The 26,495-nt window shown below is 61.4% G+C and carries 17 protein-coding genes, 3 tRNA genes and 1 riboswitch; of the genes, 17 read left to right on the top strand and 3 right to left on the bottom strand.

Annotation, left to right across the window (positions count from 1 at the left end; translation table 11 throughout):
- Window positions 1–8: 8 nt before the first annotated feature.
- Window positions 9–773: an ABC transporter ATP-binding protein gene (locus NTD89_RS15875; protein WP_003214336.1), complete on the top strand. Its 765-nt coding sequence runs from the start codon at window positions 9–11 to the stop codon at window positions 771–773.
- Window positions 774–932: 159 nt separating this feature from the next.
- Window positions 933–1,913: a transcriptional regulator ArgR gene (argR, locus tag NTD89_RS15870; protein ID WP_106576113.1), complete on the top strand. Its 981-nt coding sequence runs from the start codon at window positions 933–935 to the stop codon at window positions 1,911–1,913.
- Between the two features lie 6 nt (window positions 1,914–1,919).
- Here argR and NTD89_RS15865 read toward each other — a convergent pair whose 3' ends face one another.
- On the bottom strand, window positions 1,920–7,844 hold the full coding sequence (locus tag NTD89_RS15865; protein ID WP_262208544.1) for a dermonecrotic toxin domain-containing protein: 5,925 nt from the start codon (window positions 7,842–7,844) through the stop codon (window positions 1,920–1,922).
- Between the two features lie 286 nt (window positions 7,845–8,130).
- On the opposite strand from NTD89_RS15865, the gene NTD89_RS15860 reads away from it, so the two are divergent.
- The 7 genes from NTD89_RS15860 (at window position 8,131) to astE (ending at window position 15,996) form a co-directional block, all read left to right on the top strand.
- Window positions 8,131–9,351 (top strand): aspartate aminotransferase family protein, encoded by a 1,221-nt coding sequence (locus tag NTD89_RS15860; RefSeq protein WP_145159375.1) that lies wholly within the window; start codon window positions 8,131–8,133, stop codon window positions 9,349–9,351.
- 201 nt (window positions 9,352–9,552) lie between these two features.
- Window positions 9,553–10,572, top strand: coding sequence for an arginine/ornithine succinyltransferase subunit alpha (gene aruF, locus NTD89_RS15855; RefSeq protein WP_106576116.1), 1,020 nt, complete (start codon window positions 9,553–9,555; stop codon window positions 10,570–10,572).
- A 51-nt stretch (window positions 10,573–10,623) separates the two neighbouring features.
- The gene (astA, locus tag NTD89_RS15850) at window positions 10,624–11,649 is read left to right on the top strand and encodes an arginine N-succinyltransferase (protein WP_003193612.1); all 1,026 of its coding nucleotides are present in this window, start codon (window positions 10,624–10,626) and stop codon (window positions 11,647–11,649) included.
- Window positions 11,646–13,115, top strand: a complete 1,470-nt coding sequence (gene astD, locus NTD89_RS15845; RefSeq protein WP_262208578.1) for a succinylglutamate-semialdehyde dehydrogenase — start codon at window positions 11,646–11,648, stop codon at window positions 13,113–13,115. The genes astA and astD overlap by 4 nt, the downstream gene beginning before the upstream one ends.
- 191 nt (window positions 13,116–13,306) lie before the next feature.
- Window positions 13,307–14,653 (top strand): N-succinylarginine dihydrolase, encoded by a 1,347-nt coding sequence (astB, locus tag NTD89_RS15840; protein ID WP_262208543.1) that lies wholly within the window; start codon window positions 13,307–13,309, stop codon window positions 14,651–14,653.
- Window positions 14,654–14,689: 36 nt separating this feature from the next.
- Window positions 14,690–14,980 (top strand): hypothetical protein, encoded by a 291-nt coding sequence (locus NTD89_RS15835; protein ID WP_003214319.1) that lies wholly within the window; start codon window positions 14,690–14,692, stop codon window positions 14,978–14,980.
- 11 nt (window positions 14,981–14,991) lie between these two features.
- The gene (astE, locus tag NTD89_RS15830; RefSeq protein ID WP_242196192.1) at window positions 14,992–15,996 is read left to right on the top strand and encodes a succinylglutamate desuccinylase; all 1,005 of its coding nucleotides are present in this window, start codon (window positions 14,992–14,994) and stop codon (window positions 15,994–15,996) included.
- Here the strand turns inward: astE and NTD89_RS15825 are convergent.
- Entirely contained in the window at window positions 15,993–17,516 is a 1,524-nt protein-coding gene (locus tag NTD89_RS15825) for a M91 family zinc metallopeptidase (RefSeq protein ID WP_262208542.1), read from the bottom strand. The two genes, astE and NTD89_RS15825, sit on opposite strands and share 4 nt — an antisense overlap.
- Window positions 17,517–17,663: 147 nt before the next feature.
- Window positions 17,664–18,170 carry a 6,7-dimethyl-8-ribityllumazine synthase gene (locus tag NTD89_RS15820; protein WP_145159367.1) on the bottom strand — a complete coding sequence of 169 codons (507 nt, stop codon included), beginning with the start codon at window positions 18,168–18,170 and terminating at the stop codon, window positions 17,664–17,666.
- Between the two features lie 113 nt (window positions 18,171–18,283).
- Window positions 18,284–18,453, bottom strand: a riboswitch (FMN riboswitch).
- Between the two features lie 192 nt (window positions 18,454–18,645).
- On the opposite strand from NTD89_RS15820, the gene ltaE reads away from it, so the two are divergent.
- The 8 genes from ltaE to mgtE all read left to right on the top strand — a co-directional run bounded on the left by ltaE (window position 18,646) and on the right by mgtE (window position 26,387).
- Window positions 18,646–19,650: a low-specificity L-threonine aldolase gene (ltaE, locus tag NTD89_RS15815; protein ID WP_262208541.1), complete on the top strand. Its 1,005-nt coding sequence runs from the start codon at window positions 18,646–18,648 to the stop codon at window positions 19,648–19,650.
- Between the two features lie 146 nt (window positions 19,651–19,796).
- The gene (alaS, locus tag NTD89_RS15810) at window positions 19,797–22,415 is read left to right on the top strand and encodes an alanine--tRNA ligase (protein WP_262208540.1); all 2,619 of its coding nucleotides are present in this window, start codon (window positions 19,797–19,799) and stop codon (window positions 22,413–22,415) included.
- 97 nt (window positions 22,416–22,512) lie between these two features.
- A complete protein-coding gene (locus NTD89_RS15805) occupies window positions 22,513–23,754 on the top strand; it encodes an aspartate kinase (RefSeq protein WP_056861669.1) in 1,242 nt (413 codons plus the stop codon).
- A gap of 175 nt (window positions 23,755–23,929) precedes the next feature.
- Entirely contained in the window at window positions 23,930–24,118 is a 189-nt protein-coding gene (gene csrA / locus NTD89_RS15800) for a carbon storage regulator CsrA (protein ID WP_003175645.1), read from the top strand.
- 62 nt (window positions 24,119–24,180) lie between these two features.
- Window positions 24,181–24,271, top strand: a tRNA-Ser gene (locus NTD89_RS15795).
- 108 nt (window positions 24,272–24,379) lie between these two features.
- A tRNA-Arg gene (locus tag NTD89_RS15790) sits at window positions 24,380–24,456 on the top strand.
- Window positions 24,457–24,528: 72 nt separating this feature from the next.
- Window positions 24,529–24,605 (top strand) — tRNA-Arg (locus NTD89_RS15785).
- A 339-nt stretch (window positions 24,606–24,944) separates the two neighbouring features.
- Window positions 24,945–26,387 carry a magnesium transporter gene (gene mgtE, locus NTD89_RS15780; protein WP_145159361.1) on the top strand — a complete coding sequence of 481 codons (1,443 nt, stop codon included), beginning with the start codon at window positions 24,945–24,947 and terminating at the stop codon, window positions 26,385–26,387.
- The last annotated feature ends 108 nt before the right edge of the window (window positions 26,388–26,495 follow it).

Below are 26,495 nucleotides of genomic sequence, written 5' to 3'. Positions count from 1 at the left end.
CCGACCGCATGTACAAACTTGAAGTCCAAGACCTGCATAAACGCTATGGCAGTCATGAAGTGCTCAAAGGTGTGTCCCTGGCCGCCGCGGCCGGTGATGTGATCAGCATCATCGGTTCCAGTGGTTCAGGCAAAAGTACCTTTTTGCGCTGCATCAACCTGCTCGAGCAACCTCACGCCGGCAAGATTCTGCTCAACAACGAAGAGCTGAAACTGGTGGCCAACAAGGACGGCGCCATGAAGGCTGCCGACCCGAAGCAACTGCAACGCATGCGTTCGCGCCTGTCGATGGTGTTTCAGCATTTCAACCTGTGGTCGCACATGACCGCGCTTGAAAACGTGATGGAAGCCCCGGTGCACGTGCTGGGCATGTCGAAAAAAGACGCGCGTGAAAAAGCCGAGCATTACCTGGCCAAAGTCGGTGTGGGCCATCGTAAGGATGCGTTCCCAGGCCACATGTCCGGCGGCGAACAGCAGCGTGTGGCAATTGCCCGCGCCCTGGCGATGGAGCCTGAGGTGATGCTGTTCGACGAACCGACCTCGGCGCTCGACCCGGAACTGGTCGGCGAAGTACTCAAGGTCATGCAGGACCTGGCCCAGGAAGGCCGCACCATGGTGGTGGTGACCCACGAAATGGGCTTTGCCCGTGAAGTGTCGAACCAGCTGGTGTTCTTGCACAAAGGCATCGTTGAAGAGCGTGGCAACCCGCGTGAAGTGCTGGTGAACCCGCAGTCTGAGCGGTTGCAGCAGTTCCTGTCCGGCAGCCTGAAATAATCAAGACTGCTTTGTGCACCGAGTTAGTGCATGCTTCACAGTCTTGAGATCGGCTCAATCTCCCACATTGGATCTCCATATGTTTTGAGATTTGTGTTGGTTTCCGGGCTAGCATTGGCCCTTGTCTTCATTACCGTTCTTCGTTTCGGATAGCACTCCATGACCGCCCACAAAATTGGTTTCCTGATTTGGCCCAGCACAAAAGCCCTGACGCTTGCGCTGGCTGAGGAGGCCTTGCGCGTTGCTCAGCGGGTGCATCCGGACGTGGTCTACGAGTTGTCGTTCCTGCTCGCCGAGCCTGCCACCGAAGGCGCCTGGCAATTGCCGGGCGAGCCGTGGGCCGGCAAGCTCGAGGGCTTCCAGAAACTCTTCCTGCTGGCGGACGAGCCGCCGACCGTCATCGCCTCGCAACTGAGCGCGGCGCTCAAGCAGCTTGTGCGGGCGGGTTGCGTGATCGGTGGTTTGTCGGCGGGTGTGTATCCGCTGGCGCAACTGGGGCTGCTCGACGGCTACCGCGCCGCCGTGCACTGGCGCTGGCAGGACGATTTTGCCGAGCGTTTCCCCAAGGTCATCGCCACCAGCCATCTGTTCGATTGGGACCGTGATCGCCTGACCGCCTGCGGCGGCATGTCGGTACTCGACCTGTTGCTGGCCGTGCTGGCCCGTGACCATGGCGCCGAACTGGCCGGCGCCGTCTCCGAAGAACTGGTGGTCGAACGCATTCGCGAAGGCGGCGAGCGCCAGCGCATTCCATTGCAGAACCGCCTGGGCTCCAGCCATCCGAAGTTGACCCAGGCCGTGTTGCTGATGGAAGCCAACATCGAAGAGCCGCTGACCACCGACGAAATCGCCCAGCACGTATGCGTGTCGCGACGACAGCTTGAACGCATCTTCAAGCAATACCTCAATCGCGTTCCCAGCCAGTACTACCTGGAATTGCGCCTGAACAAGGCGCGCCAGATGCTCATGCAAACCAGCAAGTCGATCATCCAGATCGGCCTGTCGTGCGGCTTCTCTTCGGGCCCGCACTTCTCCAGCGCCTACCGCAACTTCTTCGGCGCTACCCCGCGTGAAGACCGCAACCAACGCCGCAGCAGCAGCCCGTTCGAGTTGTCGTCGGTGCCGTCCGAGCGCGGCTGACCGCTGTTATTCCTCCATCGGTTCGGGTGTAGACGGTGGCGTCAGGGGCGCGCCCTGGGCGTTGAGGCCGGCTGCGTCCACCTGCAGATCATTGCCCGTCTGGCGAAAATACTGCCGAAGGTGGTCCAGGCTGCCCTCCGACAGCGGGTTGCCGCTGAGGTCGGACTCGTCGTCCCACGGCTGGCGCATGCTTAGAATGTCGTCCGGGACCTGGGTGATCAGGTTGTCGCTCAGGTCCACGGTGCGCAAATAAGGGCGGTCAAACAGCCCGAACGGTACCTCGCTGAGCCCGCAGTTTTGCAGGTAGAGGCATTCCAGCCTGGGCATATTGTCCAGCTCAGGCGCCCCGCCCAGCGGGTTGTCACTCAAGTCCAGGTACTCCAGGTTACGCAAGTCTCGCAACTTGGCGCCGGCCCGCGGGCTGAGGCGAAGGCGACTTTGCGTCAACGTCAGGCTGGTCAGCCTTGGCAGGTTGAAGATCAGGTCGGGAATATCGCCCAGGGCGTATTGATCCAGCGCCAGCGTGCTCAGGTTAGGGAATGCACGCACCAGGCCTTCAACGTTGGTGGTGGTGCCTTCGCCGATGAGCTCCAGATGCGAAACATGTTCGAACCGTGCGCTCAAGGTGGGCAGCTCGCCAAAGATCGACGTATGGCACGTCAGCTTATGGGTCACTCCATACCCGCCATTGAAATCGTCGATTTCGCTCTCGCGGCGCCAGCCTTCCTCCAGCGTTGTCTTGATGGCAAGGCGCTGGATTTGCTCCTCGGCCGCCGTCTGTTCGTCCAGTGCCACATCAAGGATGGGATGCCGTTCGGGTACGGTCAGTGCCCAGAGGGTGAGGTCTGCACTGAGGCGCTCGTATTCGCTTTCCAGACGACGGATGGCGCCGTCAATCGCATCCAGATCGCCGGGCAAGCTGAAGATGAACACATTCACCTCCGCGGCGGTGAACGTCGGATACAGGGCTGCGATGCGGGCTTTATAGGCGCCGGGCGCATCGACCTGGAGGTGCTCGCCGCGGGTTTGGCAATAGCGCTTGAGCCGTTCCAGGGTCGCTCGTGACAGCGGGTTGGCAGATAAATCAAACGCGCTGGTAACTGGGGCCGGCCTTTGCAGCAGCGGTTCGGGGATCTGCGTGATCAGGTTGTGGCTCAGGTCTACGAGGTTGCGTTCGCGGGGCGTGAGCAGGCTCGGCGGAATCTCTGTGAGGCCGGTGTTGCGCAGCCCCAGGCTGTCCAGTGAGGTCATCGAAGTAAAGTCCGGGAGTTGCCCCAGAGGGTTATCGCTCAGGTTCAGCCGTTCCAGGTTGCTCTTTGCCTCCAGGGCCTGGACGGTTTTTGCTGACAGTCGCAGGTTGCAGCGTTCGAGGCTGAGGGTCGTGAGCTGTGGCAGTTGGAAAACCGGCTCGGGAATATCCTCCAGCGCATAGTCTTCAATGATCAGGTGCTGCACGTCCGAAAAACTTGCCAGCCAGTTTCCCACGTCCAACGGCTGAGCATCGCCACGGAGCCTGAGGGTCGACACGTGGGTGAACCGGCTGCTGAGTGTCGGCAATTTGCCGCTTATGGGGGCAGAGATGTCCAGCGCGTAAGTGGGATAAATGTCGTTGCTGTGGTCGTCCTGCTTCAGTTGCCGACGCCATCCGGCGAGCAGCGCCTGTTTGAACGCCTCGCGCTGGTAGGGGGCGGTTTCGCCGAGACCGGGGCTGTTCACCCAGGCGTCCAGCTCGTGGTTCAGCTGCTTGTAGTCAAGGTCCCGCCGCGCCAGTTCGATCTTGCCCATTTCCAGGTTGCCCGGCAGGCCGAAAATCAGGCGGTTGATTTCGTCACTGCTCAAGGTTGGGTAAAGCATCTTCGCGCTGGCAATGTCCACCGGGGCCGCATTGGCCTCCCAATAACTGCCGGTGCGCTGGAAGTAGGTTTTGACCTGCTCAAGGGTCTGGCCAGACAGCGGGTTGCCGGAAAAGTCGAACGAATGACTGGTTGCCACGGGAAGCTCGAAAAGTGCGTCGGGCAATTCAGCAATGCGGTTGTCCCGAAACAGCGCGGTCTCCAGCTGGGGGCGCTGCAAAATCCCGGCAGGCAATTGCGTGATACCGGTGTTGCTCAAATCCAGAAAGTGCAGGCCAGGCATGTTCTCGACACTGGGTATGAGCCCCAGCGGGTTGTTGAAGAGGTCGAGGGTTTTGAGCCGGGTCATGTTTTCAAGCGCGGTGCGGGTCTGGGCAGTCAAGGTGATGTTGCAATCGCTGAGGACCAGTTCATTGAGGCTGGGTATCGCGGGGACGCCATCGGGCAGTCTGTCGAGGTTGAAGTTGCGCACGGTCAGGCGGCGCAGGAACGGAAACATCGACAGGAACGTGTCGATCTCCAGTGGCCCTTGCTCGCCTTCCAGCGACAGGCTGGAGATATGACCGAAACGCCCGGGCAGCACGGGAGGATTGCCGGCAATCGGCCAGTTCAAGTGCAGTTGATAGCCATTGGGGGCGGGCGGCTCGTAGTACGCATCGAGCGGGGTTTCCAGGCGCCAGGCCCGGCGCAGTTCATCGGCCCAGGCCGTGCGGTTGCGCCTGGCATAGGCGAGTTCCTGACGACTGATGCGCACCTCGGCGTCAGCGCTCAGGCGCGGCGTGGCAGTGATCCAGGCCTGCAAGTCGCGCTCAAGTTGCTGGTATTCGTTGCGCAGCGTGCTCAGCGCCGTCGTGACCCCGCCGGGCGCTTGTTCCAGGCTGCGCACAATGTTGTCGATATGCGTGCGTGGCAACGCCGGGAACAGTTGCCGGGCGTGTTCATGCGCGGTCAGCGCGTGCTGCGCGCCGGGCATGGTCGTCGGCCGATAGCCCGGCATACCACCGCGCAGGCGCATGATGTTTGGGTCGTAGGCGGGTTTGCCGACGGGGGCGTCCGCGAGCAACTCGCGCAGGTGCCAGTGGTGCAGGGCATGACGAGCAAGCGCCTGGCGCAGGGCCGGGCCCTGGCCGATATGAATGCCCAACGCAGCGCGCGCCGGGTCGGGCAGCGCCTGGAGCAGGGCGGTGTAGAAGTCGGTTTCGCCAAACAGCGGGCCGCTGCTGTCGGTGGGCACGTAGTCGCCGTTGGCGGTGTAAACCAGCGTGCGCTGAACGCTGGCGCGTTCATCACCGATCACGTCGCGCAACGGGCCATCAGCGGTGTCGTTTCTGACACTAATGCGCAGCCCCGCGGGCCAGTTCGGCACATCGGGCAGGGAGTGCAGGGCCAAGCGGTCAGTGTCCTGGTTGTCGATGCTGTCCAGGTACAGCCCTTCGTAGGCACGGCAGGCGCGTATTTCTCGCTGGGCTTCGTGCGCCAACTCGATCAGGCGCCGTGGTACCCGGCCTTGATCGAGGGCGCGCAGCTCCTCAGGGCTGGCGATGGCGCGCAGGGCTTCAGCGGCGCTCACCGGCAAGCCCGGCGACGCGTCGACAAGCGCGCTCAGCTGCGCATCGTCGGTACGCTGCAGCGCGCGATACGCCGACTCGAACAGCGCCCAGCGTTTTTCCCGTGCCAGGTGGGCAAGTTTTTTCCTGAGAACACGCGTACGTGCTTGTAGCGAGGTTGTGGGATCGCCGAACGCTTCCCCAAGCAACGTCCTTCTTTGCGGTTCGTCCAGCGCTTCGATAAGGGTCTGGAGCAGGTCGCCATTGTTCAGCTGGCGCTCATGAATCTGGGTGACGCTGGCGTCTGGCGCGCCCGGGATTTCCCAGTGCGTGCGTCCCCGGCTGTCGATCAGGCGCAGGGTTCTGGTGGTGGGCCACAGCCCGTAGTTGGTCAAGAGCAGCAGTTGGGTCTGGGCATCGGCCAGCGCCTGGACACGGGGGTCATCACTGTTCATTTGGTCGATGAAGGTTTGCAGGTCCTGGTCGATCTTGAAGCGCTCGAGGGTGTCGGCCAGCAGCGGTGGCAGGGGTTCGCGGGTCATGTAGAGTTTGCGCAGCGCCGCGTCTTCGACACCGCTGACGTGGCGAATCTGTGCCAGTTGCAGGTCGCTGAAGCTTTGCTCCTGATGGCCCAGACGGCGCATCAACTGGGCGCTGTCCCAACTCAGCGGCCGGTCCAGCTCACTCACCCAGGCGCCTTGGCCATTGTTGTATGCCGTTGGGCGGTAGGCATTGGTGCGGGTGGGATGCTTGAAGTAATGCGTCTGGGTGCTGGGGTCGAGCCCCAGCGCGTAATGCGCGCCGGACAGGGGCAGGATGTCTTGCTCGCCATGCGCGTGCAGGCCGAGCGGGTTGGCGCGCGAGCCTTCGGGCAGCGTCACCGCCTGGGCGTAAGGCGCAAGGTCCGGTTGCCATAGCCGGTGCTGGCCATCGGGCAAGGTGACGGGTTTGAGGCGGTCGAAAAACTGCCAGAGTTCCGCGGGCAAGTGCTGGCGCAACAACCCTTCGGCAAGCGGCGGGCCGAGGGCGAACATGCCCAGTTGGACCATCTGCTCCAGCACTGACATCAGGTGCCCGAACGCCTGGGTCTTGAGGCCTTCGGCCCAGTCGACGATGCCCTCGAACGTGTCATCCAGCAGCTGATACGCGGTGTAACCCAGCATCAGTAAACCCACCGGCGGTACAAACGGCGCGGCGACCAGCGCGGCAATCTGCAGCAGGGCCGAGCCGATTTTTTCGAACAGGCTCCAGCGCTCCCAGCGGGTTTTCTGGTCGGCGCTGGCGGTGGACACGGCTTGAGCGCGTGCGTCATTGAACAGCTTGCTCACTGTGGTTTGGTAAAGGTGTTCGAGCACCGAGCCGCTGATCGGTGTGACGGCAAACTGCAGCTCAGGCTTGTCCACCGGCGTATCCCGCCAGGCAGGGCGCGGGTCGCCGCGGGTGTGCGCATGCCAGGTGACGCGGGACAGGCGCTGGCCGAGGTCGGCGAAAAAATGCCCGCGCTCGTCGTGGTTCACGAAACGGCTGAAAAATTGCTGGTACGCAGGCTGGCGCAGCTCGGCGGTCAGGGCCTGCATGAACTGCACGCTGGAGGGGTACTCCTTGAGCGGGTGTTGCGGGTCGTGCGGAATATAGGCAATGACGGGCACCACGTGATTGGCCCGCTCAAGGTTCGCGGAGGTAAATAGCACAATGCCTGTCAGCGGGCTGGACAGGATGCTCAGGGCGTGACAGCGCAGTGCGTTGCAGTCCGCCGGGTTGCTCAGCAATTGTTGCAGGCGCTGCGAGCTGGCTTGCGACAGGTCGCCCTGCAGGCGCGCCATGTGCAGGGCGAGTCTCAGGTTGGCAATCTGGCTGGCGTCGAAGCGGTGTTGCAGGTAGGCAGCGGCGACGGGGTTGTTGAGGTCCAGGAAGTGCTCGAGGTAGGTGTTGTATTGGTCGCCAAGGTCCAGTTCGCGACACAGGCGTGTAAAGGCCGGCACGCTGATACGGGTGTCTATGTCGGGCAGGGTTTCGAAATGCCCGGTGGCGGTGGGGCGGGTGATAAAACCGGACGGTGGCTCGTAGGCGTCGACAGTGGTTTCGCCAGCTTCAAAGTTATGCAGGGCGGCGTCCAGCAGCGACACGGTCCTGATCCGCGTTGCGCCGGAGCGCACCGGGAACCAGGGGATGGTCGCCGGTACAGATAGGCGCAGGTAGGTGCTGCGCACATCGCACTCCACACCGAAACGCTGCTTGAGCGCCTGTTGCAGCGCGGGCGCGGCGAAGTCGGCGGGTGACTTGAGTGCGTCCATGACCTTGTCGAGCCGGTTCTGGCTGATCCAGGCCTCACGGATCAGGCCTTTGAGCGCCGCGTCCTGCTCGGCTGAGGGCTGGGCGTACCACGCCGGGGCGCTGGTTTTAAGGGCGTTGCGACGCGCGGCCGACGCGTTGCCCAGCCAGTCGGGGATCGCGTTTTTGAGCGTTTCATGATGAACGTCGCGCGCCGGAATCAGCCGGTCGAAGGCGGGCACGCTGGGTTGCTGGCTCATTGCAAAGCTTCCTGAGGATAAAATGATGCCCTCAGCAGAACAGTTCGCCGTCGCCGATCCGTGTTAGATAATTAAGCGCGAGCCGTAAATCGGTGCCGTTGGGCGAGCCCACGGTTTAAACTGCGCCATTGCGATGCTATTTGTCGCATTGGCGTAAACCCGCTGAAAACGCGGGTTGGCGCTATAAGAAGTTGTCGCTTGGCGGCAAGGCCGCACTGAAAACTGTCCTTACAATCCCTGCATCGCCCGCCAGTTCCAGGCAGGCGTTCCTCTTCAGGAGACTCCGATGTCCGTTGAGCAAGCCCCGGTGCAACGTGCCGATTTCGACCAGGTCATGGTTCCCAACTACGCACCTGCCGCATTTATCCCTGTGCGTGGCGCGGGTTCGCGCGTCTGGGACCAGGCCGGTCGCGAGCTGATCGACTTTGCCGGCGGCATCGCGGTTAACGTATTGGGCCACGCCCACCCGGCGCTGGTCGGTGCACTGACCGAACAAGCCAACAAGCTGTGGCACGTTTCCAACGTCTTCACCAATGAGCCGGCCCTGCGCCTGGCCCACAAGCTGATCGACGCCACCTTTGCCGAGCGCGTGTTCTTCTGCAACTCCGGCGCCGAAGCCAACGAGGCCGCGTTCAAGCTGGCCCGCCGTGTGGCGTTCGACCGTTTCGGTACCGAGAAGTACGAGATCATCGCCGCGCTGAACAGCTTCCACGGCCGTACCCTGTTCACCGTCAACGTCGGTGGCCAGTCGAAGTACTCCGACGGCTTCGGGCCTAAAATCACCGGCATCACCCACGTGCCTTACAACGACCTGGAAGCGCTGAAAGCTGCCGTGTCGGACAAGACCTGCGCCGTGGTGCTCGAACCGGTCCAGGGCGAAGGCGGCGTATTGCCGGCTGAGCTGGCGTACCTGCAAGGCGCCCGCGAGCTGTGCGATGCGAACAACGCGCTGCTGGTGTTCGACGAAGTGCAAACCGGCATGGGCCGCAGCGGCCACCTGTTCGCCTACCAGCATTACGGCGTGACGCCGGACATCCTCACCAGCGCCAAGAGCCTGGGCGGCGGTTTCCCGATTGCAGCCATGCTCACCCGTGAAGACCTGGCCAAGCACCTGGTGGTCGGCACCCACGGCACCACGTACGGCGGCAACCCGCTGGCGTGCGCGGTGGCGGAAGCGGTCATCGACGTGATCAACACCCCGCAAGTGCTGGCTGGCGTGAATGCCAAGCACGAGCTGTTCAAGGCGCGCCTGCAACAGATCGGCGAGAAATACGGCATCTTCACCGAAGTGCGCGGCATGGGCCTGCTGATTGGTTGCGTGCTCAGCGACGCGTTCAAGGGCAAGGCCAAGGACGTGTTCAACGCGGCTGAAAAAGAAAACCTGATGATCCTGCAAGCCGGCCCCGACGTGGTGCGTTTCGCCCCGAGCCTGGTGGTGGAAGATGCGGACATCCAGGAAGGTCTGGACCGTTTTGAACGCGCCGTGAAGACGCTGACGCAAGCCTGATAGCGACACATTTTGCTGGCTGGACTGGGTCAAAAATGTGGGAGGGGGCTTGCCCCCGATAGCGGTGGATCAGTCACTGGATTTATCAACTGACAGACTGCTATCGGGGGCAAGCCCCCTCCCACATTGGATCTGGGTGAACTCAGATCCCGTGTCCGGCATTTTTTCCTCTATGAGTTTTTCGAGTTAAGGAGTGACACCATGCTGGTGATGCGCCCCGCGCAAATGGCTGATCTGGGCGAGGTACAGCGTCTGGCTGCGGACAGCCCGATTGGTGTCACCTCCTTGCCGGATGATGTGGAACGCCTGAGCGACAAGATCGCCGCCAGCGAAGCGTCCTTCGCGGCCGAGGTCAGTTTCAATGGCGAAGAAAGCTATTTCTTCGTGCTTGAAGACACCGAGACCGGCGAGCTGGCCGGCTGTTCGGCCATCGTCGCGTCGGCCGGTTACTCGGAGCCGTTCTACAGCTTCCGTAACGAAACCTTCGTGCACGCGTCCCGCGAGCTGAAGATCCACAACAAGATTCACGTGCTTTCCCAGTGCCACGACCTGACCGGCAACAGCCTGCTCACCAGTTTCTACGTGAAGCCTGCGCTGGTCGGTTCGCCGTGGTCGGAACTCAATTCCCGTGGCCGTCTGTTGTTCGTCGCCAGCCACCCCGAGCGCTTTGCCGACTCGGTGGTGACCGAGATTGTCGGCTACAGCGACGAGAACGGCGATTCGCCGTTCTGGGACGCCATTGGCCGCAACTTCTTCGACCTCAACTACGCCGCCGCCGAGCGCCTGTGCGGGCTCAAAAGCCGCACCTTCCTCGCCGAGCTGATGCCGCATTACCCGATCTACGTGCCGCTGCTGCCCGACGAAGCCCAGGAAGCCATGGGCCAGGTGCATCCGCGTGCGCAGATCACCTTCGACATCCTGATGCGGGAAGGCTTCGAGACCGATCATTACATCGACATCTTCGACGGTGGCCCGACGCTGCACGCGCGGGTTTCGGGCATTCGCTCGATTGCCCAGAGCCGCGTGGTGCCGGTGAAGATCGGCGAAATGGTCAAGGGGGCCGGCCGCCAGTACCTGGTGAGCAACGCGCAGTTGCAGGATTACCGCGCGGTGATGCTGGAGCTGGACTACGCGCCCGGCAAACCGGTGACCCTGGACCTGGCCGCGGCCGAAGCCCTGGGTGTCGGCGAAGGTGCCAGCGTGCGCCTGGTCGCTGTTTAAAGCAGAGTTTTGCGGGTGGCCTGGAGCAGGCGGCCCGTCTGAGGAGATAGCATGATCGTTCGTCCCGTACGCAGCAGCGATTTACCGGCCCTGATTGATCTGGCGCGCAGCACCGGCACCGGCCTTACCACCTTGCCGGCCAACGAAGAGCGCCTGACCCATCGGGTTGGCTGGGCGGAAAAAACCTTTCGCGGTGAAGCCGGGCGTGGCGATGCCGACTACCTGTTTGTGCTGGAAAACGACGAAGGCCGCGTGGTGGGTATTTCCGCCATTGCCGGCGCCGTCGGCCTGCGTGAGCCGTGGTACAACTTCCGGGTCGGCCTGACCGTCAGCGCCTCCCAGGAGCTGAACATCTACCGCGAGATTCCGACGCTGTTTTTGGCCAACGACCTCACTGGCAACTCCGAATTGTGCTCGTTGTTCCTGCACGCCGATTACCGCAACGGCCTCAACGGCCGCATGCTGGCCAAGGCGCGCATGCTGTTTATCGCTGAATTCCCGCAGCTGTTTGGCAACAAGATCATTGCCGAGATGCGCGGCGTGTCCAACGACGCCGGGCGCTCGCCGTTCTGGGAAAGCCTGGGCCGGCACTTTTTCAAGATGGAATTCAGCCAGGCCGATTACCTGACCGGCGTGGGCAACAAGGCGTTTATCGCCGAGCTGATGCCGAAATTTCCGCTGTACAGCTGCTTCCTCTCCGAAGACGCGCGCAATGTCATCGGCAAGGTTCACCCGGACACCGAGCCGGCGCTGAGCATGCTCAAGAGCGAAGGCTTCAGCTACCAGGGCTATGTCGATATCTTCGACGCCGGCCCGGCGGTGGAGTGTGAGACCAGCAAAATCCGTGCGGTGCGCGACAGCCAGTCACTGGTGTTGGCCATCGGCACCCCAGGGGACGACGCTACGCCGTTCCTGATTCATAACCGCAAGCGCGAGGAGTGCCGCATCACGGCCGCTCCGGCCCGTCTGGCGGCAGGCACGCTGGTGGTCGATCCACAGACCGCCAAACGCCTGCAACTGGTGGTGGGTGATCAAGTGCGCGCTGTTGCGTTGTCTGCTGCTCGGGAGTCGAAATAATGAATTCGCTGTATATCGCAGGTAGCTGGCTGGCGGGCCAGGGTGAACTGTTCGAGTCGCGCAACCCGGTGACCCAGCAGGTGCTGTGGGCCGGCAATGGCGCCAGCGTCGAACAGGTCGAATCCGCCGTGCAGGCCGCGCGCCAGGCGTTTTCAGGCTGGGCCCGGCGCCCGCTGGAAGAACGCATCAGCGTGCTGGAAACCTTTGCCGCCACGCTGAAAAGCCGCGCCGACGAAATCGCTCGTTGCATCGGCGAAGAAACCGGCAAACCGCTGTGGGAATCGGCCACCGAAGTCACCAGCATGGCCAACAAGATTGCCATCTCGGTGCAAAGCTACCGTGAACGCACTGGCGAGAAGAGCGGCCCGCTGGGCGACGCCACGGCCGTGTTGCGCCACAAGCCGCACGGCGTGGTGGCGGTGTTCGGCCCTTACAACTTCCCTGGCCATTTGCCGAACGGGCACATTGTCCCGGCGTTGCTGGCGGGCAATACCGTGCTGTTCAAACCGAGCGAGCTGACCCCCAAAGTCGCCGAGCTGACCGTGCAATGCTGGATCGACGCCGGCTTGCCGGCGGGCGTGTTGAACCTGCTGCAAGGCGCGCGGGAAACCGGTATCGCGTTGGCGGCCAACCCCGGTATCGACGGGTTGTTCTTCACCGGTTCCAGCCGCACCGGCAATCACCTGCACGAGCAGTTTTCCGGGCGCCCGGACAAGATCCTCGCGCTGGAAATGGGCGGCAACAACCCGCTGGTGGTCGACGAAGTGGCCGACGTGGATGCGGCGGTCTACACCATTATTCAGTCGGCGTTTATCTCGGCCGGTCAGCGTTGCACTTGCGCGCGTCGCTTGCTGGTGCCCGAAGGTGCCTGGGGCGATGCGTTGCTGGCGCGCCTGGTGGCGGTCAGCGCGACGATTGAAGTGGGTGCGTTTGATCAGCAGCCGGCGCCCTTCATGGGCTCGGTGATTTCCCTCGGCGCGGCCAAAGCCTTGATGGACGCCCAGGCGTTGATGCTGGCCAACGGCGCCGTGGCGCTGTTGGAAATGACTCAGCCACAGGATCAGGCCGCGTTGCTGACGCCTGGCATTATCGACGTGACCGGCGTGACCGAGCGCGAAGATGAAGAGCTGTTCGGCCCGCTGCTGCAGGTGATTCGCTACGCTGATTTTGCCGCGGCGATCACTGAGGCCAACAACACCCGGTACGGTTTGGCCGCGGGCTTGTTGTCGGACTCCGAGTCACGCTACCAGCAGTTCTGGCTGGAAAGCCGCGCCGGCATCGTCAACTGGAACAAGCAGTTGACCGGCGCTGCCAGCACCGCGCCGTTCGGTGGGGTAGGGGCGTCGGGCAACCATCGCGCCAGCGCCTATTACGCGGCGGATTATTGCGCGTACCCGGTGGCGTCGCTGGAAACGCCGAGCCTGGTGGTCCCGGCAACGTTGACCCCAGGTATTACGCTGATCTAAAGGTGGGAGCGGGCTTGTGGGGGAGCTGGCTTGCCTGCGATGCGGGCAACTCGGTCCTTTAGTCAAACCGCGCCGCTGCCATCGCGGGCAAGCCAGCTCCCACAGTTGATCGGGTTTACAGATAGAGAGTAGCGGTGGTGTGAAGACTGCTATTGATGCCTATAAAAACAGATGTTCGTGGAGCCTCGCCGATGAAATCCTGTGAAGTCAATTTTGACGGTCTCGTGGGGCCGACCCATAACTACGGCGGTTTGTCCTACGGCAACGTCGCGTCCCAGAGCAACAGCCAGCAGTCTTCGAACCCCAAGGTTGCGGCGTTGCAGGGGCTGCAGAAAATGAAAGCCCTGATGGACATGGGCTTTGTGCAAGGCGTGCTGGCGCCGCAGGAACGTCCTGACGTGGCCGCGTTGCGCAACCTTGGTTTCAGCGGCACCGACGCTCAGGTGATTCAGCAGGCGGCCAAGCACGCCATGCCGCTGCTGGTTGCCAGTTGTTCGGCCTCCAGCATGTGGGTGGCCAACGCCGCAACCGTCAGCCCGAGTGCCGACACGGCGGACGGCCGCGTGCATTTCACGGCCGCCAACCTCAACTGCAAATACCATCGCAGCATCGAACACCCGACCACCAGCCGCGTGCTGGGTGCGATGTTCGCCGACCAAAAGCACTTTGCCCATCACGCCGCGTTGCCGGCGGTGGCGCAGTTCGGCGACGAAGGCGCGGCCAACCACACGCGTTTCTGCCGTGACTATGGCGAGGCCGGCGTCGAGTTCTTCGTGTTTGGCCGCAGCGCGTTCGACACCCGTTACCCCGCGCCGCAGAAGTACCCGGCGCGCCAGACCCTTGAAGCCTCCCGGGCCGTCGCGCGCCTGCATGGCCTGAAGGATGACGGCGTGGTCTACGCCCAGCAGAACCCTTCCGTGATCGATGCCGGCGTGTTCCACAACGACGTGATCGCGGTGGGCAACGGCGAGGTGCTGTTCTACCACGAAGACGCGTTTCTCAATACCGAGCAGATGCTCGCCGAGCTGCAAGGCAAGTTGGGCAAGCTGGGCGGCAACTTCCAGTCAGTGTGCGTGCCGCGCGCCCAGGTCAGCGTCGAGGACGCCGTACGGTCCTACCTGTTCAACAGCCAGTTGCTGACCCGCGCCGACGGTTCGATGCTGCTGATCGTGCCGGAAGAATGCCGCGCCAACGAGCGCGTCTGGCAGTACCTGCAAGGCCTGACGGCCTCCGGCGGGCTGATCCGTGAAGTGAAGGTGTTTGATCTCAAACAAAGCATGCAGAACGGCGGTGGCCCGGCGTGCCTGCGTTTACGCGTGGCGTTGAATGAAACTGAGCTGGCGGCGGTGAACCCAGGGGTTATCATGACCGCGCCGTTGTACGACACGCTGACCCAGTGGGTCGACAAGCACTACCGCGACAGCCTGCGTGAAACCGACCTGGCTGATCCGCAATTGCTGCTTGAGTGCCGGACGGCACTGGATGAACTGACGCAAATCCTTAAACTGGGCTCGGTTTATCCTTTCCAGATCAACTAGCGCCACTTTTTTACACCCTATGGCTGAGAACTCTTTATGACCACCGACACCCTGAAACTGATTCTTGAAGACACCGACGGCACCCAGCTGGAAACCTCCTGCACCCGCGTCGCCGTGGTCTGGCAGGGCAAGGAAATCTGGATCCAGCACGACGGCCGTGGCCAGCTGCTGATTGGTGTGGACGTGGAAGAAGGCGACGCTGAATACGCCAACCTGCTGATGCGCCCATTGGCCACCAACCTGATGAGCCTGCAACTGGAAATGGAACCGGCCGACGTTGAAGGTGATGACGACGATCACGTTCACGGCCCTGGCTGCAACCACTAAGGAAGCTGCTTATGCTCGCCCTCGGCAAATTGCTTGAACTGACCCTCGCCGGTCGCGAACCGGCGCAAAAAATTCAACTGACTGTCGACGGCGTGCAGATGCGCTGGCTCAGCGAGGGCGCGCTCGAAGTGCGCCCGCCGCAAGCGCTGGACAACGGCAGCGACCTGCTGCTGTCGTCTGGCATCCATGGCAACGAAACCGCGCCGATCGAACTGCTCGACCGCCTGTTGCATGGCATTGCCCGTGGGGAAATCAAACCCCGCACCCGTATTCTGTTCCTGTTCGGTAACCCCGAGGCCATGCGCCGCGGCGAGCGTTACCTCGAGCTGGACGTCAACCGGCTGTTCAATGGCCGTCACGAACAAAACATTGGCCCTGAGGCCATGCGCGCCGCTGAGCTTGAGCAGCTGGCCCGCACGTTCTTCAGCCTGCCTGAGCGCTCGCGCCTGCATTACGACCTGCACACGGCCATTCGCGGTTCGAAGATCGAGCAGTTCGCGCTGTACCCGTGGAAGGAAGGTCGCCAGCATTCGCGTCACGAGCTGGCGCGCCTGTGTGCGGCCGGCATGCAAGCGGTGCTGCTGCAGAACAAGACGTCGATCACCTTCACCGCGTTCACCTATGAGCAACTGAACGCCGAGGCGTTTACTCTGGAGCTGGGCAAGGCGCGGCCGTTCGGCCAGAACCAGGGCGTGGATGTTTCCCGCCTGGAGAGGCGCCTGACGCAGATCATCGAAGGCAGCGAGCCGGCCACCGACAGCCTGGATGGCCTGCAACTGTTTGCGGTATCGCGTGAAGTGATCAAGCACAGTGATGCCTTCCTGCTGCATTTGCCGGCGGACGTGGAAAACTTCTCGCCGTTGGCCAAGGGCTATCTGCTGGCCGAAGACGTGGCCAAGACCCGTTGGGTGATCGAGGAGGAGGGCGCACGCATCATCTTCCCGAACCCGAAAGTGAAGAATGGTTTGCGCGCCGGCATTCTGATTGTGCCCACCACGGACGCAGCGCTGGTTTAGTCCCCTTGAGGCTTCGCCAGGTACGTGTCGCGTGTCGGCAATCCGAATTCCTTGCGCAGCGCATTCTCCGTAAAAGCCTCGGGGTTGGTCCGCGTGGGCGGGGTGTCGGGGTTCAGATCGAAGTCGAAAGGCGCCAGATCGAGGGGCAGGCCCACGGCTTGCCGCTCCACGTTTTTGATCGCAACGGTTTTGCCTCCGTCAGTTTCATCGGTGGTGCCGGGCGCCACGGTACCGGTGACGGCGTTATAGGCGTGACACAGCTCGTGATAGAGCCCGATGATCGGCAGCGAGCCCGGTGGGCTGAAAAAGGGGTTGTACTCGATGCGCCCGCCGTAGGCCGGCGTGCCGGGCTGGCCGTCGCGGATCATCAGCGTGTCGCTGTCGGTGGAGGGCGTGAACCTGGCGTTGTTTTCGTCACCCGGTTCAATGCTGACGGGTTGCCCACTGTGTTGCGCCGCAATATCCAGTGCGTGGAGCAGTTTTTGCCCGTTGGGCGAAACGCGCAGCACGCTGAGGTCGGATTCGACGCGCGCAGCAAACTGCCTGTTTCCCCCAATCGACAAACCCGTTTTACCGGCCTCGCCGGACGCCACGAGCGTCTGGTGGACCGTGTCGAGGTCGGTGGGGAACAGCACCGCCATGACCTGTTCGAGCGACGCGGTTGGCAGGCTGGCGAGTTTTTCAAGCAACCACGCATAGCGTTCGTCGTTGGTCATGGCGACCAGGGTGTCGCCGGGCAGGCTGTATACCCGGTCTGTCGCCTTGAGCTTGCTGACTTGGTCATGGCCTTTACCCGGATAGATGACGTTAGTGCCGCTGCCAGCCTTGATCGTGTCATTGCCGTCGCCGCCGCTGAGCAGGTGATGGCCGCTGCCACCGACAATCACGTCGTCGCCCGGCCCGCCATCGATAAAGTTGAGCCCGGCGCCGCCGTGAATGCTGTCGGCGCCGTCACCCGCGTAGATACGCGCGGTGCCGGCGCCGATGACCTGCGTGCTGTCGTTGCCGGGGCCGCTGTCGACGGTGCAGTCCTCGGCGCTGATCCGTAGCGTGTCATCGCCCTCGCCGGACAGGATTGTTGAGTGACGGCCGCCGACGCGCAGGTAGTCGTCGCCAGCGCCTGCGTCAATGCTGACGGGGTTCTGGAGGCTGTCATCGACATGGATGCAGTCGGCGCCATGGCCGGTGACCAGCTCGATGATTTGCCTCGGCGAAGACGGCGTTATCTGATAGAGCGCCGTGCCTACGTACAGGTGCAGGTGATCGCCCGCTGCGCCGAGCCAGAGTTCGCTTTGATCGGCGGTGAATGCAAACCTCAGGGTATCCCTGCGCGGCGCTTTATCCTGGCGGGTCTGCAGCCTGAATCGTTCGACCCGAACGGCCGTGTCCCGATAGACCTGCGCACGCGACGGGGCACCGCCCAGGTTGGCGGTTTTTTCTGCGTCGGTGGGCGAAAGGCTTCCCCCGTGCACGGTGTGAATGGCGCTGGGGGTGTCGGGTACAAACAGAGGGCGGTGCATGGCGTGATGGCTCCCGGTCAGGTGAGAAGGCCGGCGGTGGCCCGGCGTGTGGCTCACTAGACCGCAGATACGTCATGGCGCGGTGGTAGATGCTTGAACGAAAAACGCCCCGCTCACCAGGGTGGGCGGGGCGTTTTCAGGGGCGACTTATACCGCCAGTTTCTGCTCGCTGCGACGGATTGCACGCACTTTGTGCAAGGTGTCGGCGCAGGTGCGCGCGGCTTCCTGGCCCTTGTGGACGAAGTGCTCGTAGAAGAAGGTGTGGTGTTCGCTGCCCGCGTGGAAGTGGTGCGGAGTCAGGGACACCGAGAACACCGGCACTTCGGTTTCCAGCTGCACTTGCATCAGGCCACTGACTACCGACTGGGCGACGAATTCGTGACGGTAGATGCCGCCGTCCACCACCAGTGCGGCTGCGACGATGCCGGCGTAGCGGCCGGTCTTGGCCAGCAGCTTGGCGTGCAGGGGCAGTTCAAAGGCGCCGCCGACTTCGAAGAAATCGATGTCCGATTCCTGGTAGCCCTGGGCGATCATTTCGGCAAGGAAGCCTTTACGCGATTGGTCGACAATATCCTTGTGCCAGCAGGCCTGGATAAACGCGACGCGCTCGCCGTGATGGTTCTTGATTTTGCTGTCGATTGCGGTGGGTTGCATGTTCTGACTCCTGTTTAAGAAAAAAACAGGGCGTTATGAATCGAATGGGATTTAAGGGTACGAACCACTGCCTCATGCAAGCATGAACCCAGCGCGCGGCCCTTAGGTGCCAATCCCGTTCTCTCTTCATCCGGACTATGACCGTCGGCCCCGGGATCACACCGGGTCTGCTGACCTTGTTGCCGTCCTGCGTGAGCAGTTCGAGGCGCCAAGCGCTCGCGGGCTATGCACATTGCGTGCAATTACCGCCGGTGGGGAATTACACCCCGCCCTGAGAACGTTGCCGCCAGAACCCTGGCGGCGGAGAGTTTTTAACATGGTTTTTCAAAAACTGCACGAGCGCTGTATCGATAACCTATATCGGTTTGTTTGGTTGGTATTCGATTGAAGCCAATTGGGGCTTGATATTCCGTGGCTTTGCCCGCAGTAATCACCCACAAGAGCACATCACATCACCCCGTTAGAGGCCTGCTTCATGTCTGTGATCGACCTGCGTAGCGACACCGTGACCCAACCCAGCCCCGGCATGCTCGACGCGATGGCCAGCGCCGTCAGCGGTGATGACGTCTACGGCGAAGACCCCAGCGTCAATCTGCTGGAGGCCGAGCTGGCCAGGCGTCTGGGGTTCGAAGCGGCGCTGTTCGTGCCCACCGGCACCATGAGCAACCTGCTGGCGTTGATGGCGCACTGTGAGCGTGGCGAGGAATACATCGTCGGCCAGCAGGCCCACACCTACAAATACGAAGGCGGTGGCGCGGCGGTACTCGGTTCGATCCAGCCGCAGCCGCTGGAAGTGCAGGCGGACGGCTCACTGGACCTGGCCCACGTGCTGGCGGCGATCAAACCGGATGACTTCCACTTTGCCCGCACCCGCCTGCTGGCGCTGGAAAACACCCTGCAAGGCAAGGTACTGGCGCTGGACTACCTGGCGAAAGCGCGGGCGTTTACTCGTGAACATGGGCTGTCGCTGCACCTGGATGGCGCGCGGATCTACAACGCCGCGGTCAAGCTTGGGGTAGACGCGCGGGAAATTGCTCAGCACTTCGATTCGGTGTCGGTGTGCCTGTCCAAGGGCCTGGGGGCACCGATTGGCTCGGTGTTGTGCGGCTCGCACGCGTTGATCGCCAAGGCGCGTCGTCTGCGCAAGATGGTCGGCGGCGGTATGCGCCAGGCCGGCTCTCTGGCGGCGGCCGGGCTGTATGCCCTGGATCACCAGGTACAGCGCCTGGCCGATGACCACGCCAATGCCCAGTGGCTGGGCGATGAACTGCGCAAGGCCGGTTATGCGGTGGAGCCGGTGCAGACCAACATGGTCTACGTGCAGATCGGTGACCGCGCCGACGCGTTGAAAGCCTTTGCTGCCGAGCGCGGCATCAAGTTGAGCGCCGCGCCGCGTCTGCGTATGGTCACTCACCTGGATGTCAGCCGGGCACAGATCGAGCAAGTCGTGCAGACATTTGCCGAGTTTTCACGCAAATGACGGTGCAGACCGTCTAATTGACTGTTTCTATCACATAAACACGCTGTACCACCGGCAAAGGGCCGATATAATGCGGCCCTTTGCCGTCGCTCCGTCTGATGATGTTGCGCACTGGCCTTTGGCCGCAGACTCCGTGGAAGAACCTAATGAAAAGCGCAGAAATCCGTGAAGCCTTCCTTCGCTTCTTCGAAGAGCAAGGCCACACCCGTGTAGCCTCCAGCTCCTTGATCCCAGGCAATGACCCCACCCTGCTGTTCACTAACGCGGGGATGAACCAGTTCAAGGACTGCTTCCTGGGCCAGGAAAAGCGCGCCTATACCCGCGCGACCAGCAGCCAGAAGTGCGTGCGCGCCGGCGGCAAGAACAGCGACCTGGAAAACGTCGGTTACACCGCTCGTCACCACACTTTTTTCGAGATGCTGGGTAACTTCAGCTTCGGCGACTATTTCAAGAAAGATGCGATTACCTTCGCCTGGACCTTCCTGACCGGCGTGTTGAAGCTGCCCAAGGAAAAACTCTGGGTCACCGTCTACGCCACGGACGACGAGGCGTATGACATCTGGACCAAAGAAGTCGGCGTGCCGGTCGAGCGCATGATTCGCATCGGCGACAACAAGGGCGCGCCTTACGCCTCCGATAACTTCTGGACCATGGGCGATACCGGCCCATGCGGCCCGTGCACCGAGATTTTCTACGATCACGGCGCCGATATCTGGGGCGGCCCACCGGGCTCGCCGGAAGAAGATGGCGACCGTTACATCGAGATCTGGAACAACGTGTTCATGCAGTTCAACCGCACCGCCGATGGCGTGTTGCATCCGCTGCCAGCCCCGTCGGTCGACACCGGCATGGGCCTGGAGCGGATCAGTGCGGTGATGCAGCACGTTCACTCCAACTACGAGATCGACCTGTTCACCAACCTGCTGAGCGCTTCGGCCGCCGCCATTGGCTGCGCCAACGAAGGCCAGTCGTCGCTCAAGGTGGTGTCTGACCACATCCGTTCCTGCAGCTTCCTGATCGCCGACGGCGTACTGCCATCGAACGAAGGCCGCGGCTATGTGCTGCGCCGGATCATCCGTCGCGCCTGCCGTCACGGTAACAAGCTGGGCGCCAGCGGCAGCTTCTTCTACAAGATCGTTGCAGCGCTGGTGGCCGAGATGGGCGATGCCTTCCCGGAACTCAAGCAGCAGCAGGCCAACATCGAGCGCGTGCTCAAGGCTGAAGAAGAGCAGTTCTCCAAGACCCTGGAACACGGCCTGAAGATTCTGGAGCAGGACCTGGCCGAGCTCAAAGGCACCGTGGTGCCGGGCGACGTGGTGTTCAAGCTGTACGACACCTACGGTTTCCCTATGGACCTGACTGCCGACATCGCCCGCGAGCGCGAGCTGACCGTCGATGAAGCGGGTTTTGAGCGTGAGATGGAAGCCCAGCGCGTGCGCGCTCGCTCTGCCAGCTCCTTTGGTCTGGACTACAACACGCTGGTCAAGGTTGACGTGCCTACCGAGTTCATCGGCTACAAGGCGACCGTTGGCGCGGCGAAGATCGTGGCCATTTATAAAGACGGCCAATCGGTCGACGTGCTCAATGAAGGCGAAGAGGCTGTTGTGGTCCTGGACCAGACGCCGTTCTACGCCGAGTCCGGTGGCCAGGTGGGCGATTGCGGCTACCTGAGCTCGACGTCCGGTCGTTTTGAGGTGCGCGATACCACCAAGACCGGCGGCGCATTCCTGCACCACGGTGTGTTGGTGTTGGGCAACTTGACCGTTGGCGCGCCGGTAGACACTCAAGTGGATGCCGACGTGCGGCATGCAACTGCTTTGAATCACTCCGCCACTCACTTGCTGCACGCCGCGTTGCGTCAGGTGTTGGGTGAGCACGTGCAGCAGAAGGGGTCGTTGGTTGATAGCCAGCGCCTGCGTTTCGACTTCAGCCACTTTGAAGCGATCAAGCCTGAGCAGATCAAGGCGCTGGAAGACATCGTCAACGCCGAAATTCGCAAGAATACCCCGGTGGAAACCGAAGAAACCGACATCGAAACCGCCAGGAACAAAGGCGCCATGGCGCTGTTTGGCGAGAAGTATGGCGACGAAGTACGCGTACTGAGCATGGGCGGCAGCTTCTCGGTGGAGCTGTGTGGCGGTATCCACGCCAACCGTACCGGCGACATCGGTCTGCTGAAAATCATCAGTGAGGGCGGTGTGGCCTCGGGTGTACGCCGTATTGAAGCGGTCACCGGTGCTGCGGCCCTGGCCTACCTCAATGCGGCTGAAGAACAACTCAAGGAAGCGGCCAGCCTGGTCAAGGGCAGCCGCGACAACCTGATCGACAAGCTCTCTGGTGTACTGGAGCGCAACCGCCAGCTGGAAAAACAGCTGGAGCAGTTGCAGGCCAAGGCTGCCAGCGCAGCGGGCGACGATCTGTCGGCCTCTGCCCTGGACGTCAAGGGCGTGAAAGTCCTGGCCGTGCGCCTGGATGGTCAGGACGGCAAGGCGCTGTTGGCCTTGGTCGATCAGTTGAAGAACAAGCTCGGCCGCGCAGTGATCCTGCTCGGCAGTGTCCATGAGGATAAGGTCGTTCTGGTTGCCGGTGTAACCAAAGACCTGACTGGCCAACTCAAGGCTGGTGATTTGATGAAGCAAGCCGCCGCGGCAGTGGGCGGGAAGGGCGGTGGTCGTCCGGACATGGCGCAAGGCGGTGGTGTAGACGCCGGTGCCCTGGACGCGGCCCTGGCCCTGACCGTGCCGTTTGTCGAGGCCGGTATTTAAGGCACTGTTAATGAGCCCATGGTCTAGTCATGGGCTTGCTCAGCTGCTGGAAGATTTGTTTATTGGGCGCCCCTTTACGGGCTGAGGCGGCTTAGAAATGGCTTTGATCGTACAGAAATTCGGAGGCACCTCGGTCGGTTCTGTCGAAAGAATCGAGCAGGTCGCCGACAAGGTTAAGAAATTCCGCGACGCCGGCGACGACCTGGTAGTGGTGCTGTCGGCCATGAGCGGCGAGACCAATCGCCTGATCGATCTGGCCAAGGCGATCAGCGGTGATCAACAGCCGCTGCCGCGTGAGCTGGATGTGATCGTGTCCACCGGTGAACAGGTCACTATTGCCCTGTTGGCCATGGCGCTGAACAAGCGTGGTGTGCCGGCGGTGTCCTACACTGGCAGCCAGGTGCGCATCCTGACCGACAGCGCACATACCAAGGCGCGCATCCTGCAGATTGATGATCAGAAAATCCGCACAGATCTCAAAGCCGGGCGCGTGGTAGTTGTAGCCGGTTTCCAGGGTGTGGACGAGCAGGGCAACATCACGACCCTGGGGCGTGGCGGTTCAGACACCACCGGCGTGGCGCTGGCAGCGGCCCTCAAGGCTGACGAATGCCAGATCTATACCGATGTGGACGGCGTCTACACCACCGACCCGCGTGTGGTGTCCGTGGCCCAGCGCCTGGACAAGATCACCTTTGAAGAGATGCTGGAAATGGCCAGTCTCGGTTCCAAGGTGCTGCAGATCCGCGCGGTGGAGTTCGCCGGCAAGTACAACGTTCCGCTGCGCGTATTGCACAGCTTCAAAGAGGGTCCGGGCACCCTCATTACTATTGATGAAGAGGAATCCATGGAACAGCCGATCATTTCCGGCATCGCTTTCAACCGCGATGAAGCCAAGCTGACGATCCGTGGCGTGCCGGATACTCCGGGCGTGGCCTTCAAGATCCTCGGTCCTATCAGTGGCGCGAACATTGAAGTCGACATGATCGTGCAGAACGTTTCGCACGATAACACCACCGATTTCACCTTCACCGTGCACCGTAACGAGTACGATGCGGCGGAGCGAATCCTGCAGAACACCGCAAGCGAGATTGGCGCCCGTGAAGTGGTCGGCGATACCAAGATTGCCAAGGTGTCGATCGTGGGCGTGGGCATGCGTTCCCATGCCGGCGTTGCCAGTCGCATGTTTGAGGCGCTGGCCAAGGAAAGCATCAACATCCAGATGATCTCCACCTCGGAAATCAAAGTCTCGGTGGTGATCGAAGAGAAGTACCTGGAACTGGCTGTACGCGCGCTGCATACCGCTTTTGAGCTGGACGCTCCGGCCCGACAGGGCGAGTGATGCGATGCCAGGAAGGCGCGGTTTACCGCGCCTTTCATTTTTTTGTGGGGCGCATGGTCTTTTGCGTGTGCTCGACAATACTTAGGCCGTTAGGGCTACGGCTTTCATGTCGTAGGTCGAACGCCTTTTTTTTGCAGACTGTTGTTCCTGAACTGAAATGCGTGAGGAGAAAGGTATGCTGATTCTGACTCGTCGGTGCGCAGAAAGCCTGATTATCGGTGATGGCGAAATCACCGTGACCGTGCTCGGCGTCAAAGGCAATCAAGTACGTATCGGGGTTAACGCTCCGAAAGAGGTAGCGGTCCACCGCGAGGAAATTTACCTGCGGATCAAGAAAGAGAAGGACGAAGAACCAAGCCTTTAATTTTTATCGTTTTTTATGTTTGCAAACGGGGATGAACGTGGTTAATATACGCCCCGTGTTGCGGAGAGCTGGCCGAGTGGCCGAAGGCGCTCCCCTGCTAAGGGAGTACACCTCAAAAGGGTGTCGGGGGTTCGAATCCCCCGTTCTCCGCCATTATTTGCTTAGTACGTTGCAATCTGGTTTTTTCGGTAAGTTGTTGAAATTACTCGAAAAAATAGCTTTACATAGAGATTGAACGGCCTATAATGCGCGGCAACAAATGCACTCGTAGCTCAGCTGGATAGAGTACTCGGCTACGAACCGAGCGGTCACAGGTTCGAATCCTGTCGAGTGCACCACTTAAGAGTCAGTTGCAGCGATGCAGGTGACTCGGCTTCAACCAGTTGTGATCTGGTCTAAAAACACAATCTGCACTCGTAGCTCAGCTGGATAGAGTACTCGGCTACGAACCGAGCGGTCACAGGTTCGAATCCTGTCGAGTGCACCATACAAACAAAAAGCCCGCCTAGTGCGGGCTTTTTGCCGTCTGGGGTTTGTGTGGGATTTTATCTTTTTCTCCCGCGCCATGTGTTTTCCTTATCCGCTGCGTCGTCGCAGTTCATAGATGCAGCCAAAGCTCAGCTTTGGCTCGCAAGCGCTTGTTCTTTCCAGTTTTTTAACGTTTAAAACCGACGCAAGGTGTATCATTGCGCCCGTCAGCCCCGCCGGGGCTTGTGGAATACCTCCATGGACTTACCCAGTAGTTACTTAGTACCCCGTTTTACCAATCATGAATTGACTGATTGATCCTTCCGGCGTGCCCCGCTGCTGGGAGTGGAGTTCGCCTATGACCGAAGTAGAAGTAAAGAAAACGCAAGACAGCCTGCAGGATCGCCTGGCTCAAGTCATCGAGCTGCTGCAGCGCCAGCGCGTGGTCGAAGACCTCACGCACCGCCAGGAAGGTCCGCATCACGACCGCGTCGAAAACCTGGTGCACCGGCAGAACCTCGTCGAGCTGCAACGCAAGCTCGATGACCTGCACTCCGCCGACGTTGCCTATATCCTCGAAGCCTTGCCGCTGGATGATCGACTGACCCTGTGGCAGTTGGTGAAGGCCGACCGCGACGGCGATATTCTCCTCGAGGTATCCGACTCGGTCCGTGAAACCCTGATCGCCGACATGGATGATCATGAGCTCCTGGCAGCAGCCAGGGAGATGGACGCCGACGAACTGGCCGACCTGGCCCCCGAGCTGCCCCGTGATGTTGTCCATGAGCTGATGGAAGCGCTCGACAGCCAGCAGCGTGAGCGAGTGCGCTCCGCGCTGTCCTACGACGAGGATCAGGTCGGCGCATTGATGGACTTCGAGATGGTCACCATCCGCGAAGACGTCAGCCTGGAAGTGGTACTGCGTTATCTGCGTCGCCTGAAAGAGTTGCCCGGTCACACCGACAAATTGTTTGTGGTCGACTACGAAGGCATTCTCAAGGGCGTGCTGCCAATCAAGCGTCTGCTGGTGAATGATCCGGACAAGAAAGTTGCGGATTTGATGGCCAGCGACACCGTGAGCTTTCACCCGGATGAGGACGCCTACGAGGCGGCGCAGGCGTTTGAGCGTTACGACTTGATCTCGGCGCCGGTGGTCGACAAGAACGGCAAGCTGATTGGCCGTTTGACCATCGACGAAATGGTCGACCTGATTCGTGAAGAAAGTGAAACCGAAGTCCTCAACATGGCCGGTTTGCGTGAAGAGGAAGACATTTTTGCGTCGGTCTGGCGCTCTCTGCATAACCGTTGGGCCTGGCTGGCGATCAACCTGATCACAGCCTTTATCGCCTCGCGCGTGATTGGGCTGTTTGAAGGTTCGATCGAGAAGCTGGTGGCCTTGGCGGCGCTGATGCCGATTGTGGCGGGTATCGGCGGCAACTCCGGTAACCAGACGATCACCATGATCGTGCGTGCGATGGCACTGGATCAGGTGAGTACGGCCAATTCCTCGCGCCTGCTGCGCAAAGAGCTGGCCGTGGGCCTGATCAATGGCCTGGTGTGGGGTGGCGTGATCGGCGTGGTGGCTTACTTGCTGTATGGCAGTTGGTCGCTTGGCGTCGTGATGACCGCCGCCATGACCCTCAACCTGCTACTGGCAGCGTTGATGGGGGTGTTGATCCCCATGACCCTGGCGCGCCTTGGGCGTGATCCGGCGATGGGTGCCAGTGTGATGATCACTGCCATGACCGACAGCGGCGGCTTCTTCATCTTCCTGGGTCTGGCGACGATCTTTCTGCTCTGATCCCCCTCAGCGGGAGCACATCTGCTCCCGCTTTGCCGTCTGTTCCCGGCACTCCTTTATCAAATCGCAGGCAAAAAAAAGCCAGCACATGGCTGGCTTCGGCTTTCA

Origin of the sequence: Pseudomonas sp. 14P_5.3_Bac1, from assembly GCF_025466135.1 — a bacterium.
Lineage (GTDB): Bacteria > Pseudomonadota > Gammaproteobacteria > Pseudomonadales > Pseudomonadaceae > Aquipseudomonas.
This window is presented reverse-complemented; position numbering and strand designations above follow the sequence as displayed.

Excerpts from the sequence above, each read along its gene's own strand:
- NTD89_RS15875 (WP_003214336.1), top strand. The coding sequence starts at position 9 with ATGTACAAACTTGAAGTCCAAGACCTGCATAAACGCTATGGCAGTCAT.
- argR (WP_106576113.1), top strand. The coding sequence starts at position 933 with ATGACCGCCCACAAAATTGGTTTCCTGATTTGGCCCAGCACAAAAGCC.
- NTD89_RS15865 (WP_262208544.1), bottom strand. The coding sequence starts at position 7,844 with ATGAGCCAGCAACCCAGCGTGCCCGCCTTCGACCGGCTGATTCCGGCG.
- NTD89_RS15860 (WP_145159375.1), top strand. The coding sequence starts at position 8,131 with ATGTCCGTTGAGCAAGCCCCGGTGCAACGTGCCGATTTCGACCAGGTC.
- aruF (WP_106576116.1), top strand. The coding sequence starts at position 9,553 with ATGCTGGTGATGCGCCCCGCGCAAATGGCTGATCTGGGCGAGGTACAG.
- astA (WP_003193612.1), top strand. The coding sequence starts at position 10,624 with ATGATCGTTCGTCCCGTACGCAGCAGCGATTTACCGGCCCTGATTGAT.
- astB (WP_262208543.1), top strand. The coding sequence starts at position 13,307 with ATGAAATCCTGTGAAGTCAATTTTGACGGTCTCGTGGGGCCGACCCAT.
- NTD89_RS15835 (WP_003214319.1), top strand. The coding sequence starts at position 14,690 with ATGACCACCGACACCCTGAAACTGATTCTTGAAGACACCGACGGCACC.
- astE (WP_242196192.1), top strand. The coding sequence starts at position 14,992 with ATGCTCGCCCTCGGCAAATTGCTTGAACTGACCCTCGCCGGTCGCGAA.
- NTD89_RS15825 (WP_262208542.1), bottom strand. The coding sequence starts at position 17,516 with ATGCACCGCCCTCTGTTTGTACCCGACACCCCCAGCGCCATTCACACC.
- NTD89_RS15820 (WP_145159367.1), bottom strand. The coding sequence starts at position 18,170 with ATGCAACCCACCGCAATCGACAGCAAAATCAAGAACCATCACGGCGAG.
- ltaE (WP_262208541.1), top strand. The coding sequence starts at position 18,646 with ATGTCTGTGATCGACCTGCGTAGCGACACCGTGACCCAACCCAGCCCC.
- alaS (WP_262208540.1), top strand. The coding sequence starts at position 19,797 with ATGAAAAGCGCAGAAATCCGTGAAGCCTTCCTTCGCTTCTTCGAAGAG.
- NTD89_RS15805 (WP_056861669.1), top strand. The coding sequence starts at position 22,513 with ATGGCTTTGATCGTACAGAAATTCGGAGGCACCTCGGTCGGTTCTGTC.
- csrA (WP_003175645.1), top strand. The coding sequence starts at position 23,930 with ATGCTGATTCTGACTCGTCGGTGCGCAGAAAGCCTGATTATCGGTGAT.
- mgtE (WP_145159361.1), top strand. The coding sequence starts at position 24,945 with ATGACCGAAGTAGAAGTAAAGAAAACGCAAGACAGCCTGCAGGATCGC.